Below are 19,397 nucleotides of genomic sequence, written 5' to 3'. Positions count from 1 at the left end.
TGTATTTGCCCTTTCTAGCTCAATTTACTGGTCTTTGTTATGAATAGACAGATTTAAGGTTTACCTGCTATTTTATTAGGATGTAGAATTAAATTAAAAAAATATTGGAAAGATATTGCTATGATATCCGCTTTAGCTTTTTATCTGACAATATATTAAATACAACTATTTTTTGTACTTAGATGGAGTTACCCCAAACTGCTCTTTAAAACATTTTCTAAAATATTTTAAATCGTTAAAGCCAACTATGTATGCAATGGAGCTGATACTATCTTCTTTTTTTAGAATTAATTGTGCCGCTCGTTTTATACGTATAGATCTTATAAATGCTGTTGTTGAAAGACCTGTTAAAGATTTAATTTTTCTATACAAAGTTGATTGACTCATACAAAATTCATCCACCATATTTTCTATGCCAAAAGAAGGGTTGTCTAGATTATTTTCAACCAACAAAATAGCTTTATTAATAAATGATTTTTCTATATCAATATCATCTTCTATCTCTAAAGGGGTTGGTTCTAAACGAACTTTGTTTAATAAATACTTTTGAATTTTTTCTCTATTTTCAAATAAGTTAGCAATTCTGGCTTTTATTACCTTAGCGTTAAATGGTTTTGTTATATAATCGTCTGCCCCTCTTTCTAACCCTTCTATTTGATATACTGTTGATGTTCTTGCCGTAAGCAATATTATTGGAATGTGAGATGTTAGTATAGAAGATTTTAACTCTTTGCATAGTGTAATGCCGTCTTTACCTGGCATCATAATATCACTTATAATTAAGTCTGGTATAGAACTTGAAGCTTTTTCTAAACCAATATTACCATTTTCAGCCTGAATTACTGTGTAATCTTCTGAAAGAATGTCTTTTAAGTAGCTTAAGATTTCTACATTATCATCTATAATTAAAATAGTTTGCTCTTTTTCTTTTTTATTAAAATTTTCACTAGATAGTGCAACATCACTTGTATTATAGGCAGATATATTATCTGTTTTAATATAATTTTCATTTATACTTTTATAAAGATTCGTATCCATAGAAAGCTTTACAATGAATTCTGTACCTTTATTTTTTTGGCTTTTAGCTTTTATTTCTCCATGATGCAATTCAACAATTTTCTTACTGAATGACAACCCAATACCACTACCTATTAAACGTGCAGTTTCTGCTGTTTTAATTTGGAAAAATCTATCAAAGATTTTGTCAAGATTTTTCTCATCCATGCCAATACCTGTATCCTTAACTACAATAATACAATAGTTAGATTCTGTAGTTATAGTAATGGTAATTTCATCACCAGATTTTGTATATTTTATTGCATTTGATATTAAATTACACAATACAATTTCCATTTTATTTCTATCAAATGGAAAATTAATTGCATTTTTAACCGGTTTAAATTTGTATTTTATATTTTTTGCTTCTGCAGCATCTTTAAAGTATAGAAATACTTCTTTGCTAAATCTCACAAAATTACCCTGAGATATGTTTAACTTTAATAGTCCTTGGTCTGCTTTTCTAAAATCTAACAATTGATTTATTAGATTTAATAATCTGTTTGTGTTTTTATCGATATAACTTAAATTTCTATAGATTTTTTTGGGTATGTTCTCACTCTCTAAAAGTTCTTTAAGTGGACTTATTATAAGTGTTAAAGGAGTTCTAAATTCATGAGAAATATTCGTAAAAAAAGTAAGTTTAGCTTCTGTTAGTTCTATTTCTTTTTCTCTGTCTATTCTAGATATTTCTAATTTATTTTGAAGTTTTAATTTATAATTGTTTGATTTAACTAAATAAAATATTACCCAAGATATGAATAGTAAATAAATTATAATTGCCCATATACTTTTAAAAGGTGAGTTCAATAACTTAATATCAATAGACTTTGGAGCACTCCAGTTTTGATTATCTCTAGAAGCTTTAACTTTTAAAGTATAAGTACCTGGTAACAACCCAGCAAAACTTATTTCGTTTTGATTTTGCAAGTCTATCCAATCTTTTTGATAACTTTCTAACTGATATTTATATTTTATATTAGACTTTCCTAAATAGTCGTTTACTATAAATCTGGTAGAAAAAAACTTATCTTTATGTGATAAATTTATTTCTTTTGCATAAGAAAAGTTTTTATTTAAGATAATACTGTCCGATTTGTAATCTATTAGCTTATTGTTTACTCTTAGCGATGTAAAAATAATTTCTGGTATTACATTAAAATCTTTTATTTTAGAAGGATTAAAAAAGGTAATGTTATCGAAACCTCCAAAGGCAATAAATTCATTATCGTAATTGTAAAAACTTCTATTATTAAATGAAGTAGATTTCACTCCATTTATTTTGTTGTAGCAAATAATAGATTTGTTTTTATCATTATATTTAACAATTTCTGTATGCGTTGTAAGCCATAGGTTTGATTGATTATCAAAAGTAATAGCGCATATAAAATCACTATTAAGACCATTTTTTTTGGTGATTTTACTTTCTATTTTTAATTCTCTGTTGCTATAACTAAGTTTAATTAATCCCCCTGGTGTGGCCAACCAAATAAAGTTGTCTTTTAAAGCTATTGCGTTAATAATAATGCTTGGTAATTTATCTTTTAATAGTTTTGACTGATTGATAAATACTTTTTTTTCTTTGTCAAAAAGCTCTAAACCATTATAAGTTCCTACCCAAATATTATCTTTACTATCTCTTACAATGGTGGTAACTCTATCACTCTTTATCTTATGCTTATTTTTTATATCTTCAGAATAAAACTGATACAATTTTAAATTGTTAATGTTTTTTAAATTAACAATGGCAAGACCTCGTTGTTGAGTTCCAATAAAAAGAAGGTTATTATCTACTAAAAAAGAGGTTACTTTATTTATTTCTTTACAAGAAAAAACAATCTTTCTTAAATTTAAATCATATATATAAAAACCATTACTTGTACCTATATAAAGTTTTTTATTATTTTCATATAATGCATTAATTTTATCATTACCAATCTCTTCTATTTTGGTTAAATCTGAAAAATTTTTACCATGCCATAACCCAAGAAACACGGTTCCAAGAAACACTTCTTCTTTGTTTTTATAAATGCTAGTACAGTTTAAGAATTTTTTTAAACTATTGTTTTTTATAAGGTTACTGGCATTTTTAAACCCATTTCCTTCTAAGAGTTTTACAACTCCACCACTTGCTGTTGCTAACCATGTTATGTTATTCTTATCGTGATGGATGTTTAAAATTGTATTGTAATTTCCTCCTATTTTTTCAGAATCACTAGAAATTAAGTTAATTTTACTAAATACAGAAATATCTTCATTACTCCTGTACACACCTTGCCCCCATGTTCCTATCCAAAGTCTATGGTATTTATCAATGGATAGTTTTTTAGAAAAATTACTTACAATACCAGTTTCTATTTTTTCTATAGATTCTGTTTTTAAGTTAAAACTATATATAAAAGTGTTTTTTCCAGAAGGTGTTATCCATATTTTCTCTCTACTCGGATCAGAGAGAAGGTCTGTTATTAAACCTTTTATTTTATAAGTTTTTAATTCATTACTAGAAATATTAAACTTATAAAACATATTATTACGACAAAACCACATATTATTTTTAACTCCTCTTATAATACTATATGTTGGCTCAGAATAGTTATAGCGCTTAATAACCTTATTATTTTTATAGTCAATAATAAAGACCCCGTGTTTCCATGTTCCAGCCCATATATTGCCATTTAAATCTTGAGAAATAGCTGTTATTCTTAGATCACCTTCTTTAACTGTATCTATTAAATAATCTATATTTATAACTTTATTTGTTTTGGTGTTTAGGTAAGATAAGCCACCGCTTTTTGTACCAATCCATATGTTAGATTCGTAATCTTTAAATAAAACCTCTATGTTTTCATTTAATAATTCTTTATAACGCTCTCCAGGTTTAATATACTCAAAATCAAAGCCATTATATTTGGTAATACCATTTTCGGTTCCAATCCATTTAATATTTAGATCATCACTTAAAATAGAGGTGCTAAAATTATGTGATAAACCTTGTTCTGTGGTTACAAAATCTACAATATAATTAACATCATTCTTTTGAGAATACATCAATATAGATAATAATAACCCCAAATATTTAATAGCTGATTTCATTAGTTTAATTCTTAAAATGTATTATTAAAGTAAAATTTTTAATAAAAGTTTCCTATAAATATATACCAAATCTTCGGCATATTTTTCTAATAATATATTTAACCCTTTAAATGAATAATATACCCCTTTTTACATTTAATTGAGGTTGTATTTTTGATGTTGAAACAAATTAGTGGTAGTTTAATTTAACACGCTTATAGGTTTTCGAAAACATTTATTGTCCATTCATAAACACTTTTAATGAAAAAACACTTTAATCTCATTCTTCTTTTAACGTTAGTAATTTCATCCTGTAATAATAAAAATTCAAAGGATGATTCACAATCTTTAAACAAAGAAAAAAAACAGCCCAATATTATTTTTATATATGCAGACGATTTAGGTTATGGTGATGTCTCTGCTTATGGTGCTACAGAAATATCAACTCCAAATATAGATGATCTTGCAAATGGAGGCGTTGTTTTTACCAATGGTTATGCCTCGTCAGCTACATGTTCTCCCAGCAGATTTGCTTTACTTACAGGTACATACCCTTGGCGTAATAAAAATGCTAAAATATTACCAGGAACTGCACCTCTACTTATTGATACTACTCAACCTACAATCGCTAAAATGTTACAATCTAAAGGATACCATACAGGTATAGTAGGTAAATGGCATCTTGGTTTAGGAAATGGTAATGTAGATTGGAATAAACATATTTCTCCAGGGCCAAATGAAGTTGGTTTTGATTACAGCTACATCATGGCTGCCACTCAAGATAGAGTACCAACAGTTTATATTAAAAATGGTAAAGTAGAAAATCTTAGCGATAATGACCCTATTGAAATTGATTATAAGAAAAATTTTGAGGGTCAGCCAACAGGAAAGCTTAATCCGGAGTTAGTAAAAATGAAATGGCATCATGGACATAATAATACCATCGTAAACGGAATTCCTAGAATTGGATTTATGAAAGGGGGTGAAATGGCAAAATGGGTAGATGAAGATATGGCTGATCATTTTTTAATAAAAGCACAGAACTATATTAAAACTCAAAAAGATAAGCCATTCTTCTTATATTATGCTATGCAACAACCACACGTTCCAAGAACTCCTCACCCACGTTTTGTTGGTTCATCTGGAATGGGACCTAGAGGAGACGTTATCGTTGAAGCAGATTGGTGTATTGGTGAACTTGTAAAGACTCTAAAAGCAGAAGGTCTTCTAGAAAACACTCTTATTGTTCTTTCTAGTGATAATGGACCTGTTTTAAATGACGGTTATTATGATGATGCCGTCGAAAAACTAGGAAAACACACTCCTGCAGGAGACTTACGTGGTGGAAAATATAGTTTATTTGAAGCAGGAACAAGAGTGCCATTTATAACCTATTGGAAAGGAACCATTAAACCTAAAAAATCTGATGCTTTAGTATCTCAAATAGATTTATTCAGTTCATTGTCTTCTTTAGTAGGCAGTAATATAAAAGGACTAGATAGTAAAAATTTATTGGATACATTTTTAGGAGCAAACGATAAAGGTAGAGAAGAGTTAATAATTGAAGCAAACCGTAAAACTGCATTAAGAAAAGGTAACTGGGTATTAATACCTCCATACAAAGGAAGACGAATTGCTAGAGAAGTTAATATTGAATTAGGAAATTCAAAAGATTTTCAACTTTACAATTTAAAAGAAGATTTAGGTCAACAAAATAACTTAGCGAAAAGCAACCCAGAGAAACTTAAAGAAATGATTGCAACTTTTGAAAGTATAAGGGGTAAAAATTTCAATAAAACAGGTAAAGAACTAATATTAAAATAATAATTTTTAAAATGCAAAATATAAAAGCAAGGCAGGTAGTATTGTTGGTGAGTATTTTTATAATATTGATTTCATCTTCAAACGCACAAGAAATTGTTTGGACAGGTAACGCCTCTAATAACGATTTTTTTGATGAAAACAATTGGAAATATAGTGATACAAACCTAGCTCCGAATGCAGGAACTATTGATGCTTCAAAAGCAATAAACGCTAATTTATTTTTAAATAATGTTACTACTAAAGTAGTAGCTAATGGCGTAATAAATCTTGGTACTGGTAGTTTGTCTATAACAAATTCCAATCTAGAAACAATAGCATTTAGTGGTGGAGATGTATCACTAAATACAGAAGCATATATTGATTTAAGTGATAGTAACCCACTCCAAAATAATGTAAACATAGATTTTACATCAGGTATAGCCTGGTTAAGAACACTAAATTTGCACGGTACTTCTGTGGAAGCTAATAATTTGTCTCAAATTACAGTTAACGGACAACCAGCAACTTATAGAACCAACTTAAGATTAGATAATTATTATCTAGAAGGAACTGTAATAAGAAGCAATGAGCTAACCACAAAACCTTTAAAGATTTATGATAACACCAATTTACAAGGTGAAAGCGGAGAAATTAGTCTAGATATTGTACATAGTGGTGCTGGTATTGCAAATACAATGGATAACAAAACAGAATCTTTTATTCTTAAAAAAGGATTTATGGCAACTTTTGCCATTACAGATGATGGTACTGGACCAAGTAAAAATTATATTGCCTCTGAAGAAGATTTAATAGTAAACGAACTTCCAGAATATTTGCAAGATGATATTTCTTTTATTCGTGTTATTCCATGGAACTGGGTAGCAAAAAAAGGAAGAGCAGGAAAAAGTTTAACCACAGATTTAAACAATACGTGGAATTACAGATGGGGTAATGATGGCGAGTCAACTACTGCTATTCAAGTAGATCCAATGTCTTGGGGTGCTGGCGGGACAGGAAACCCAATAATTCCTTTATATATAGGTAAATACAAAGCCACACATGTCTTAGGCTTTAATGAACCAGATCATTGTACTGGACAATCGGGTCAATATAATAATTTATGTCAAGTAGATGTTGCTGTTAATTTTTACAAAAATTTAATGAAAACAGGAATGCGTATGGTATCACCAAATGGTAGAGAAAATGCACCATTTGGCTGGTTAAAGGAATTTCGTAACAAAGCAAATGCACAAGATATAAGAATAGATGTTATAGGTGTACATTGGTACGATTGGGGAAGTAGTCCTCAAAATAGTCCAAACGCAAACCCACAAGATATATTTAATAGATTTAAGAATTATTTGCAAAGAGTTTATGATTTATACAAACTGCCTATTTGGATAACAGAATTTAATGGAAATCCAAACAGAAGTACAGCGTCAAATTTAGGTTTTATGAAATTGGCTTTGCCATATTTAGAGTCTTTGGATTATGTAGAAAGATATGCTTGGTTTCAACCTAGTTCTGGTACTGCAGACTATTATAGTGATCCAGAAGACTTTAGCACAATTACAGATGTTGGTACTTTTTACAGAGATCATCAATCTACACCTTCAGTTCCTGAAGCAACTATAAGCGATGATAGTAACTTAGATGCTCATTACGCTGTTGTGAATTTGAATGCAGATAATTTATTAGTAAACGGATTTTTTGAAACAGGAGATTTAACTGGATGGAGTGGCAGAAACAGTGGTATAATAAACAGTGATACTTATGAAGGCAATAATGCTGCTAGAATTATATCAGGTAGTGGAACATTACTTCAAACAGTAAATGTTACTCCTCAAGGAACTTACGATTTATCACTTTACACGAAATGGAGTTCTGCACCACCCTCACCAATTAGTATTCAAATTTTAAATGGAGCTACAGAGGCTCTTATTGCTAGTAAACAATTATCTACAAACACATCGTGGACTTTATCAGAAATGAGTTTTACTATTCCAAATGATGTAACATCTATAATTGTTTTTATAATAAAAAGTGGAGGTTCTCCACAATTATTAATTGATAATGCAGTCTTATTAGAAGACTCTTCATTATCTGTCAATGATGTTAATTTAGAATCGTATAGTATATTTCCCAATCCTTCAACTGGAATCATTTCTATAAAAGGAGCAAATGCCATAACATCTTATAATATCTTCGATATTCAAGGACGTTTGGTAAAAAGTGAAAGTCAAATAATGGAAAATCAAACAAAAATTAATTTAATGGATAAAAGTAAAGGTATTTACTTTATTAGATTAACAGATGTTAATGGTAATAAATCTACAAAAAAATTGATTTTAAAATAGTAATAGATTTTTTCAGGAAATACTTTTTAATATCTAAAAATAAAATAAACATAATATGATTAATGCTAAACACCTAGCCTTTTTAGTATTTGCTATTGTATTATTTGGTTGTAAAACAGTAAAAAATAATTCAATGCAACCCAATAAGCCAAATATCATCTATATTCTAGCTGATGACTTGGGTTATGGTGATTTAAGTTGTTACGGACAAACACGTTTTACTACACCAAATATAGATCGTTTAGCAAAAGAAGGTCTTTTATTTACACATCATTATTCTGGTTCTACAGTTTGTGCGCCATCAAGATCAGCTTTACTAACAGGTTTACATACGGGTAATACTTACATAAGAGGAAATCATTTTACAGGTGGAAAAAATAAAAATAGAAGACCAAAAACAGCAGAAGGTCAAATTCCTATACCAGATAGCGTCTATACTGTACCAGAGTTTTTAAAAAAACAAGGTTATGCCACTGGTGCTTTTGGCAAATGGGGTTTAGGATATCCTGGTTCTGAGGGCGATCCTATTAATCAAGGTTTTGATACGTTTTATGGGTATAATTGCCAAAGATTGGGACATCATTATTATCCATATCATCTTTGGGATAACGAAAATAAGGTGTTTTTAAAAGGTAATTCTGGAACTAAAAAAGGGCAATATGCACCTGATTTAATTCATAATGAAGCGCTTAAATTTATTGATAAAAATAAAAATCAGCCTTTCTTTTTATATTATCCAACCATTATTCCACATGCTGAATTAGCTGCCCCAAAAGCTTATATGGATAAATACATTGGAAAGTATAATCCTGAAAAAAAATACAAAGGAAATGATGGTGGTGATAATTATAGAAAAGGGAAGTATGAATCTCAGGAATATCCTCATGCTGCTTTTGCTGCTATGATTAATGTTTTAGATGATCAAGTGGGTGAAATTGTTCAAAAAGTTAAAGACTTAGGATTAGAAGAAAATACCATATTTATCTTCACTTCAGATAATGGACCACATAGAGAAGGTGGTGCAGATCCTAATTATTTTGATAGCAACGGAATTTTAAAAGGCTATAAAAGAGATTTGTATGAAGGTGGTGTTAGAGTACCCATGATTGCTAAATGGAAAGGTAAAATTAAAGAAGGTTCTAAAACCGACCATATCTCTGCCTTTTGGGATATTATGCCAACATTTGCTCATATTTTAAATACAGAATTACAGGTTAAAACAGATGGTATCTCATTTTTACCAACCTTATTAGATACTAAAAATCAAGAAAAGCACGATTATTTGTACTGGGAATTCCATGAGAAAAAAGGAAAACAGGCCATAAGAAAAGGCAATTGGAAATTAATAAAACTCAATGTAATACGAAATCCTAAATATTTTTTATTTGATTTAAGTAAAGACCCAAGTGAGGAAAATAATCTATCTGAAGAAAAACCGGAAAAATTAAAAGAACTCATTCATATTTTAGAGAATTCTAGAACACCTTCCAAAAATTTTAAATTCTAAACACTATGAATTTCAAACCTATTTTATATTTACTTTTTTTTTCTATTGTAGCATGTAAAGAAACTACTAGCATTACTGTTGAACCCATTAAGAAACCAAACGTATTGTTTATACTTGTAGATGATTTGGGGTTAAAAGATTTAAGTTTTGCAGGTAGTACGTTTTACGATACCCCAAATATAGACAAACTAGCTTCTAAAGGAGTTATTTTTACACAAGGGTACGCAGGTAGTAGAGTTTGTAGTCCATCAAGAGCCACAATTTTAACAGGAAAGTTTACTGCTAGACACGGAATTACAGATTGGATTGGTGAAAAATCTGGCACAGATTGGAGAAGTATGAAACGGTTTGATAAACTTCTGCCAGCAGAATACATTCATAGTTTGCCAAAAGAAGACATCACTATTGCAGAAACAATGAGAGCCAATGGTTACAAAACGTTTTTTGCAGGAAAATGGCATTTAGGAAACAAAGGTTCTTATCCAGAAGATCATGGTTTTGATATTAACATTGGTGGTTGGGAAAAAGGTGGCCCAAACCGTAGGTATTTTTCCCCTTTTAAAAATCCAAAATTAGAGAATAAAGAAAAAGGAGAGAATTTATCAATGCGATTAGCAAACGAAACAGCTTCTTTTATCACACGGCCTAAAGAAAAACCATTTTTTGCTTTTTTATCTTTTTATGCCGTACACAGTCCAATACAAACTACGCAAGAAAAATGGAGTAAATACAGAGATAAAGCAGAACAACAAGGCATACAAGAAAGAGGCTTTGTTATGGAAAAAAAGTTACCAATTCGTCAAGTGCAAGACAATCCTATTTATGGTGGTTTAGTAGAAACGATGGATGATGCTGTAGGTATTGTAATGAAAGCATTAAAAGAGTCTAGTCAAGATAAAAATACAATTGTAATTTTTACTTCAGATAATGGAGGTGTTGCATCAGGTGATAACTTCTCAACTTCTAATTTACCTTTTCGTGGAGGTAAAGGATATCATTGGGAAGGTGGTATTAGAGAGCCTTATTTGGTTTATGTTCCTTGGCAAAAATCTAATGGTAAAAAAGTAGATTATCCTGTTACAGGAGCAGATTTTTATCCTACAATTTTAGATTATGCTCAAATTAAAGAACTACCAGAACAACATCAAGATGGTATCAGCTTAAAGCCCATAATTGATGAGAATAAAACTTTGAATAAGCGTCCTTTATATTGGCATTACCCACATTATGGAAATCAAGGTGGAGACCCATCATCAGTGATAAGAGAAGGAGATTGGAAACTAATTCATTACTATGAAGATGGGACAAATGAGTTATACAATATGAAAGATGATGCCTCTGAACAAAATAATTTGGCAGATCAATTTCCAGAAATAACCTCTAAATTACATAACAAATTAAAAAAGTGGCTTGTTAGTGTAAACGCTAAATATCCTAAAAAAGACTTAGAATTTGATGCGGAAAAAAGAGCGCGTTACGATAAAAATATTATTGAAAAACGATTGCCTAAACTAGAACAAGAAAGACTGAATATGCTTTCTAAAGATTTTCAACCGAATAAAGATTGGTGGGGAAGTAAAGTTACCAAAGATTAAATAAACGTGATAACATCATAAAAAATGAAATACAACAATTTACTAGTTTTAATAATTCTAATTATATTTAGTAGTTGCCAAGAAAAAAGTATAGAAAAACCCATCTATACTGCCGAAAAATGGGAGAATCCAGAATGGGAAAACCCTGAGGTTTTTCAAATTAACAGAGAACAACCTACTGCTTCATTTTATAAATATACTGATGAATCTTCAGCTTTAAAAAATGAGAGTTGGCAAAATTCGTCATTATATAAATCGTTAAACGGAACTTGGAATTTTTATTATGCAGATAGCGTAAACGCAAGACCAACCGAGTTTTATAAAAATGATTTTAATTTAAAAGGTTGGGATACAATTACAGTGCCTTCTAACTGGGAAATGAAAGGCTTTGGAATTCCTGTATATACCAATATTAAGTATATGTTTCCTAAAAACCCGCCTTTTATACCTCATAACATCAATAATAACGGAAGCTATAAACGCGATTTTGAAATTTCTAAAGATTGGGATGGAAAAGATATTTATTTGCACTTTGCTGGTGTAAGTGGCGCAATGTATGTATGGTTGAATGGTGAATTTGTGGGCTATAATGAAGGTAGTAAAACTGCAGCAGAGTTTAAGATTACAAACCTTGCAAAAACTGGTAAAAACACAATTGCAGTTCAAGTGATGCGATGGTCTGATGCCAGTTATATGGAAGATCAAGATTTTTGGCGTTTGTCAGGAATTGAAAGAGATGTTTACATCTATGCCTCTAATAAATTGAGTTTAAGAGACTTTAGAGTGATCTCAGATTTAGAAAATAATTATAAAGATGGAGTTTTTAGTGCAGCATTAAAGGTTGATAATAATTCGAACAATGCCATAGAAAAAGAGATTAAAATTCAATTATTAGATGGCACTAAAGAGGTATATTCAGAAGTTAAAAATAGTAACCTGAAACCAGGTGAAAATCAAATTAATTTTAGTAAAAATATAGCAAATGTTAAACCTTGGAATGCAGAACATCCTAATTTATATACCTTATTAATTTCTGTAAATGGAGAATCAACAGCAATAAAAGTTGGTTTTAGAAATATAAAAATTGAGAACAGTCAGTTTTTAGTAAATGGCAAACCTGTACTTATCAAAGGTGTTAATTTACACGATCATGATGAGGTAGAAGGTCATACAGTTACCCAAGAGTTAACCTTAAAAGATATGGAGTTGATGAAACTAAACAACATCAATGCCATACGCTGTAGTCATTATCCAAAAGATCCACATTTTTATAGATTGGCAGATAAATACGGTTTTTACGTGATAGATGAAGCCAATATAGAATTGCATGGTATGGGCGCAACCAACCAAGGTTTAGATAAAGATTTAAAAAAGCAAGCTACGCATCCAGCGTATTTACCTTCTTGGAAAGAAGCACATTTAGATAGAACTATTAGAATGTTTGAGCGTGATAAAAACTTTCCAAGTGTTGTAACCTGGTCTCTGGGTAATGAAGCTGGTAATGGTGATAATTTTTACGCTACTTATGAGTGGCTAAAAGCGCACGATAAAACAAGACCAACACAATATGAAGGTGCTACTGGTTACGAAAATACAGATATACAAGCCCCAATGTATTGGCCTATTAAAAGAATGATAAAGTATGTTGAAGAAGGAGGAAAACGTCCTTTAATACAATGCGAATATGCACACGCAATGGGAAACAGTGTTGGAAATCTTCAAGATTACTGGGATGTAATAGAAAAATACCCAAGCATGCAAGGTGGTTTTATTTGGGATTGGGTAGATCAAGGCATTTTAGCAACTACAGATGATGGCGAAGAATACTGGGCCTATGGAGGCGATCTTGGTGGAGCACATTTACAAAACGATAAAAACTTTTGCTTAAACGGAATTGTAAATCCAGATAGAACAGCGCATCCAGCCTTACACGAAGTGAAAAAGGTATATCAAAACATAAAGTTTAAACACATAAATACAACAACGTTAGGCGCAATAGAAATTAAAAATTTGTTTGATTTTACTAATCTAAACACTTTAAATTTTACATGGCAGTTATTGGAAAACGGGGTTGAGGTTGCCTCTGGTGTCTTGCCTGAAATGGATGTTGAACCATATAAAACTGTAAAGGAACTTATAGACCTACCAAAATTAGAAAATGCTGCAAGTGATTATCATTTGAATATCTATGCAAAAACTACTGAATCTAAAGGACTTATTCCTGAAAATCATACAATAGCTTATGAGCAAATTCAACTTCAAAAAGGAAATTTCTCAACGGTATTAGCCTCAGAAAATGCTGTTTCAATGGCTAAAACAGAAACACTTTTAACAGTGTTTAACGATAATTTTAAAATAGCGTTTAATACTGAAACTGGGTTGTTAAATACCATAGATTATGGTAATGGTAATATTCTGGTAAAAGGAATTACACCCAATTTTTGGAGAACAACAACCGATAATGATTATGGGTTTAAAATGCCTAAAAAGTTAGGTGTTTGGAAAAAAGCTACAGATTCAACTGAACTAGTTTCTTTTAAAGAAGGTAAATCAGGAAACAATATAGAGGTAGTTTCTATTTATAATTTGCCAGCTGCTAAAAATGCGAAAGTTCAAATAAGTTATACCATTAATTCTGATGGTGCTATAAATGTAGCTACATCACTTAGTAATGTAAATTCAAAACTTCCTGTTTTACCAAGATTTGGTACAAACTTTATTATAAATGATGCGTTTAACCAAGTAAATTGGTTTGGTAGAGGCCCTCACGAAAATTATCAAGATAGAAACACATCTGCATTGGTTGGCGTGTATAATGCTAAGGTATCAGAGTTGTATTTTCCATACAGTCGTCCACAAGAAAACGGCTATAAAACAGATACACGTTGGGTAACCTTTACCAATGCAAATGGGCAAGGTATTAAAGTTACAGCACCAGAATATTTTAGTTTTAGTACACATCATCAATATAATAATGATTTTGATGCAGGTAAAGAAAAAAAACAAAGACACACTACAGATATTGTAAAAAGAGATTTTGTAAATATCAATATAGATCATGCGCAAATGGGTGTTGGTGGAGATACAAGCTGGGGTGCAATGCCACATAAACAATACAGAATAAAAGCTGAGAAAAAAACTTATAGTTATACTATTAAACCCATAAATTAAATGCGAAAATCAATTTTTTCTTTCCTAACAATATGCTTATTTATTTTACAAAGTAACGCACAAACTAAGCACGCAAATTTTTCTCCTGGAAAATTGTGGTTAGATAATAATGGTAAGCATATCAATGCTCATGGAGGAGGGTTTTTGGTGCATAATGACACTTATTATTGGTTTGGAGAACATAAAGTTGCAGGAAAGCAAGGCAATAAAGCCATGGTTGGTATCAGTGTTTATGCTTCCAAAGATTTATACAATTGGAAAGATGAAGGCATTGCCTTCTCTGTTGCTGATGATACAACTTCGCCAATACAAAAAGGCTGCATTATAGAACGCCCTAAAGTAATCTACAATAAAAAGACAAAGAAATTTGTCATGTGGTTTCATCACGAGTTAAAAGGACAAGGGTATAGAGCTGCATTAACTGGAGTAGCGGTTTCAGATCATGTTACTGGTCCTTTTACTTATGTGAGAAGTGAAAGAATTCATCCTAAAAAATTACCTAAAAATTTTTCTAGAGCATCTTTTTTACAAACAGAAGCTATTAAAGATAAGAAAGAGGAAAACCTAAAAGAAAAAATTATTAATGGAGGGTATTTTGTAAGAGATTTTGAAGGTGGACAAATGTCTAGAGATATGACGCTTTTTGTTGATGACGATGAAACAGCTTATCATATTACAGCTTCCGAAGAAAACCACACCTTGTTAATTTCTAAATTGTCTAACGATTATTTATCACTAACAGACACGTTTGTGAGAGTATTTCCTAACGGAAACAATGAAGCGCCTGCTATTTTTAAAAAGGATGGAAAATACTTTATGTTTTCCTCTGGCTTAACAGGTTGGAGTCCAAATCCTGCTAGATTATCTTCAGCAGATTCAATTATGGGAGAATGGACAGCTTTAGGAAATCCTTGTATAGGTACCAAAGAAGAAAAAGCAACCACATTTTGGTCTCAAAGCACTTATGTAATTCCTGTAATAGGCAAAAAAGATGCTTATATTTTTGCAGCAGATAGATGGAATCCAAAAAATGCCATTGATGGACGTTATGTATGGTTACCAGTGGAATTTAAAAATGAAATACCTTATATAAAGTGGCAAGAATCTTGGGATTTATCAATTTTTGAATGATAAACACTAAAGCTTATTTTACAAGTAGAATTATACATACTCATATGAAATTAAAGTTCTTTTTCAATAGCCTTTTTGTAGGTGTAATTGCCGTTTTTGTGTTGTCTTGCAAGCATGAAAACACTAAGCTGGTATCACCAAATAATGAGATTGAGGTACAACTATCGCTAGATACGCTTCATGGTAATCCATCCGTTTTATTTTATGATGTAAATTTTAATAAAAAATCTATACTCAAGCCTTCACCTATTCATTTTACCATAAATAATAGTTGGGGTGCAGAACATTTAAAAATAATTAATATTTCTAAAAAATCTGTGAATAAAACATGGCAACGTATTTGGGGTAAAAATAAAGACGTAGCAGACATTTATAACGAGTATGTTGTTGGGTTAGAAAACACGAAATCAAATAAAAATATTTCTGTAATTTTTAGATTATACAATGATGGTATCGCATTTAGATATGCCATACCAAATGCTGCAGAAAATGGTACGTTTGATTTAACTGAAGAATGGAGTGGCTTTAATTTTGCGAAGAATTACAACTGTTGGGGCGTCGATTTTAAAAAATATGACACACCACAAGAGGGCAAGTTTGATGTAAAAAAACTGAATCAGGTAAAAGACAGCACACTACTAGGTATGCCCTTAGTTGTAGAGGTTGATAAGCAAACTTATGTAGGTATTACAGAAGCAAACCTAACAGATTGGGCAGGTATGTTCCTTAAAAAAGGAACAACAGATTTTACATTACGTACCTCATTAGCTCCTAGAAAAGATGTGAAAAATGTTTTGGTTAGAACTTCTGGTGCACGCAAATCGCCTTGGCGAGTATTAATGTTAGGCATAGGTTTTGGCGATTTAATTGAAACCGATATTATCGCCAATCTTAATGAATCAAGTAAAATTGATGATACCAGTTGGATAAAACCGGGTATGTCTGCTTGGGATTGGTGGTGGCCTAATAAATATGCACCAGATGCAGGTTTTGAGCTTGGACCAAATACTCAAACCATGAAGTATTTTGTTGATTTAGCAGCAGATATGGGTTGGGATTATCAATTGGTAGATTGGCAGTGGTATGGAAAACCATTTACAGAACAACCTTATGCAAATCCAGAATCGGATATTAGAACTCCAAATCCTAATATAGATATTCCTGAAATAGTAGAATATGCTAAGAAAAAAAATGTTGGCATATTCTTATGGTTGCATTGGAATCCTGCAAATACATTTATGGATGAAGCATTTCCAATTTATGAAAAATGGGGTGTAAAAGGTGTAAAAGTTGATTTTATGGATCGTGAAGACCAAGAAATCGTAAATTTTTATCATAGACTTGTAAAAAAAGCAGCAAAACATCATTTAATGGTAGATTTTCACGGTGCTTACAAACCTACAGGATGGTCTCGAACCTATCCTAATATGTTAACAAGAGAAGGTGTTCTTGGTAATGAATTTAATAAATGGAGCAAAGAAATTTCACTTGAACATACTGTAACAATTCCTTTTACACGCGGACTTTTGGGTGAGATGGATTTTACTCCTGGTGGCTATAACAATGTTCATGATGAGGATTTTAAAACGCAATACAATTCGGTTTCTCCAAATGTTAGAGGCACTAGATGTCACCAATTGGCGATGAATGTTGTGTACGAAAGTGCATTGCAGGTAATGTGCGATTCTCCTTATAATTATAGAACCTATCCACAAGGCAATGCATTTTTAAAAATAGTACCAACCACTTGGGACGAAACAAAATTTATAGCAGGTTATCCTGGAGATTATGTGTGTATTGCACGCAGAAGTGGTACAGATTGGTTTATAGGAGGAATGTCTGATGAAGAAGCTAGAAATTTTTCGTTTACACTTAATTTTTTAGATGAAGGGAAATATGAAGCCACATTTTGGGAAGATGATAGTGTAGAAACAGAAAAAGATCCTAAAAAATTAAAAAAATCAACCATAATTCTCGACAACAATAAACAGCTAGATATGAATATGATTCGTGGAGGTGGTTTTGTAATTCATTTAAAGAAAATTTAAAATTAATAGAATGAAGTTATTTAGTTTTAATCACATTGCTTTACTGTTTATTTTTTTGTCTAGTGTTTCTTTTTATGGGCAAACCATCAAATGGATTGGAAAAAACGGAGCTAATCCTATTCAATCAAAAAACTGGATAATAGAAGGCACAAAAAAGCATCCAAAAAACACCACTATTTTATCTAATGGATTGATAAATTATTCCCTTTTAGTAGAAAACGATACTATTGATTTTTCAAAGCTCAATCAACTTAATTTTAAAGATGATACGATGAGCATCTCACTAAATGGTGCATATTTAAAAGGGATTAAACTAACCAAAGGACAGATAAATCTATCAAATACTTCGACCTTAGAATTATCAGATACTCATCCTTTTGGTACTAAAAGTATCGTAGCAATAAAAGATAACAGCAGTTGGATTAAACTAACCAATGTTAACCCACTAGAATTTAAAGAATTTTTTATCAATGTGAAATTATCTCATCACGAAAAAGCAAATTCTGAAAATCTAAGAGTAAATCAATATTATTACTTAGGTAGTCTTGTAAGGCCTTTACATGATGCTTATAAGCCCTGTAAACTATTTAAAAATCAATCAAAGAATGGTGATTCGTTGGAAATTTCAGAGTTTAAAATTTACAGAGCAAAAGATCTAAAAGAATTTAACAACTCAGTTTCTTCACTCTTTTTAGATAGAGGTTATATGATTACCCTAGCAGAAAACGAAGACGGAACTGGAAAAAGTAAGGTGTACATAGCAGAAGAGTCATCACTATCTATTGATTTATCTGAAGATCTCAACAATGCTGTTTCGTTTATTCGAGTAATGCCTTGGAATTGGGTAACCAAAAAAGGAGTTGCTGGATTTAAAAAGGGAATTGGAGCCAGTTGGACCTATAATTGGGGAAACAAAAAAGAGTCGTTGCCAAATATGGAATATGCGCCTATGGCTTGGAGTGGTAGATCTGCTACCAAAGCTGATGTTGCGAAACACATCACTAAAAAAAATGTAACCCATTTTATGGGGTTTAATGAGTGTGATAACTGTCACGATCAATCTGGACAATATGACAATCTTTGTAACGTAGATGTTGCCATTCCACTTTACGAAAACCTGATGGGAACAGGATTAAGATTGGTGTCTCCATCACTTAGAGAGCAAGGACCATTTGGATGGCTAGAGGAATTTGTTGAAAAAGCAGAAGCACAAAATATTCGTATTGATATTATAGGTTTGCATTGGTACGATTGGGGCAGTAAACCAAAAGATTCTCCCTATGAAGATGCAAAAGAAGTGTTTGAGAGGTTTAAAAAATACCTACAAAGAGTTTATGATAAATACCAAAGACCAATTTGGATTACAGAATTTAATGCCAATCCAAATCGTGATGTATCTGTTCATATCGATTTTGTGAAGCTAGCACTACCTTATTTAGAACAATTAGATTACGTAGAACGCTACTGTTATTTTCAACCTTTTAAAAATAGATCGCTGGAAAATGGTGTAAACCCAACCTATTACAAAGAAAAGAATGGAGCGTTTACTGCTTTTGGTAGGGTATACGAAAGTCTTGGGACACCAAAACAAGCAACGAATATAAAGTAAACACATATATATTAACCAGCTGCATTTTATTAAATAAAAATAAATTTC

The 19,397-nt window shown here is 31.2% G+C and carries 9 protein-coding genes; 8 read left to right on the top strand and 1 reads right to left on the bottom strand.

Features of this window, described 5'->3' with window-relative positions:
* Positions 1-165: 165 nt before the first annotated feature.
* A complete protein-coding gene (locus ACWYN7_RS11785; RefSeq protein ID WP_462860165.1) occupies positions 166-4,149 on the bottom strand; it encodes a hybrid sensor histidine kinase/response regulator transcription factor in 3,984 nt (1,327 codons plus the stop codon).
* 240 nt (positions 4,150-4,389) lie between these two features.
* Here ACWYN7_RS11785 and ACWYN7_RS11780 point away from each other — a divergent pair, with 240 nt between their 5' ends.
* Genes ACWYN7_RS11780 through ACWYN7_RS11745 form a run of 8 tightly spaced genes read left to right on the top strand, consistent with a single transcriptional unit; the run spans position 4,390 to position 19,349 of the window.
* Positions 4,390-5,952: a sulfatase family protein gene (locus ACWYN7_RS11780; protein WP_462860164.1), complete on the top strand. Its 1,563-nt coding sequence runs from the start codon at positions 4,390-4,392 to the stop codon at positions 5,950-5,952.
* 11 nt (positions 5,953-5,963) lie between these two features.
* Entirely contained in the window at positions 5,964-8,288 is a 2,325-nt protein-coding gene (locus ACWYN7_RS11775) for a glycosyl hydrolase (protein ID WP_462860163.1), read from the top strand.
* Between the two features lie 55 nt (positions 8,289-8,343).
* The gene (locus tag ACWYN7_RS11770; protein WP_462860162.1) at positions 8,344-9,795 is read left to right on the top strand and encodes an arylsulfatase; all 1,452 of its coding nucleotides are present in this window, start codon (positions 8,344-8,346) and stop codon (positions 9,793-9,795) included.
* Between the two features lie 5 nt (positions 9,796-9,800).
* On the top strand, positions 9,801-11,390 hold the full coding sequence (locus ACWYN7_RS11765) for a sulfatase (RefSeq protein ID WP_462860161.1): 1,590 nt from the start codon (positions 9,801-9,803) through the stop codon (positions 11,388-11,390).
* Positions 11,391-11,414: 24 nt separating this feature from the next.
* Entirely contained in the window at positions 11,415-14,561 is a 3,147-nt protein-coding gene (gene lacZ, locus ACWYN7_RS11760; RefSeq protein ID WP_462860160.1) for a beta-galactosidase, LacZ type, read from the top strand.
* Positions 14,562-15,692, top strand: a complete 1,131-nt coding sequence (locus ACWYN7_RS11755; protein ID WP_462860159.1) for a glycoside hydrolase family 43 protein — start codon at positions 14,562-14,564, stop codon at positions 15,690-15,692.
* Entirely contained in the window at positions 15,689-17,740 is a 2,052-nt protein-coding gene (locus ACWYN7_RS11750; protein WP_462860157.1) for a glycoside hydrolase family 97 protein, read from the top strand. The genes ACWYN7_RS11755 and ACWYN7_RS11750 overlap by 4 nt, the downstream gene beginning before the upstream one ends.
* A gap of 10 nt (positions 17,741-17,750) precedes the next feature.
* A complete protein-coding gene (locus ACWYN7_RS11745; RefSeq protein WP_462860156.1) occupies positions 17,751-19,349 on the top strand; it encodes a glycosyl hydrolase in 1,599 nt (532 codons plus the stop codon).
* Positions 19,350-19,397: the final 48 nt, after the last annotated feature.

It is taken from the genome of Polaribacter sp. M10 (assembly GCF_054968445.1).
Note: the sequence above shows the minus strand (reverse complement) of the source record. Positions and strands in the feature narration are given on the sequence as shown.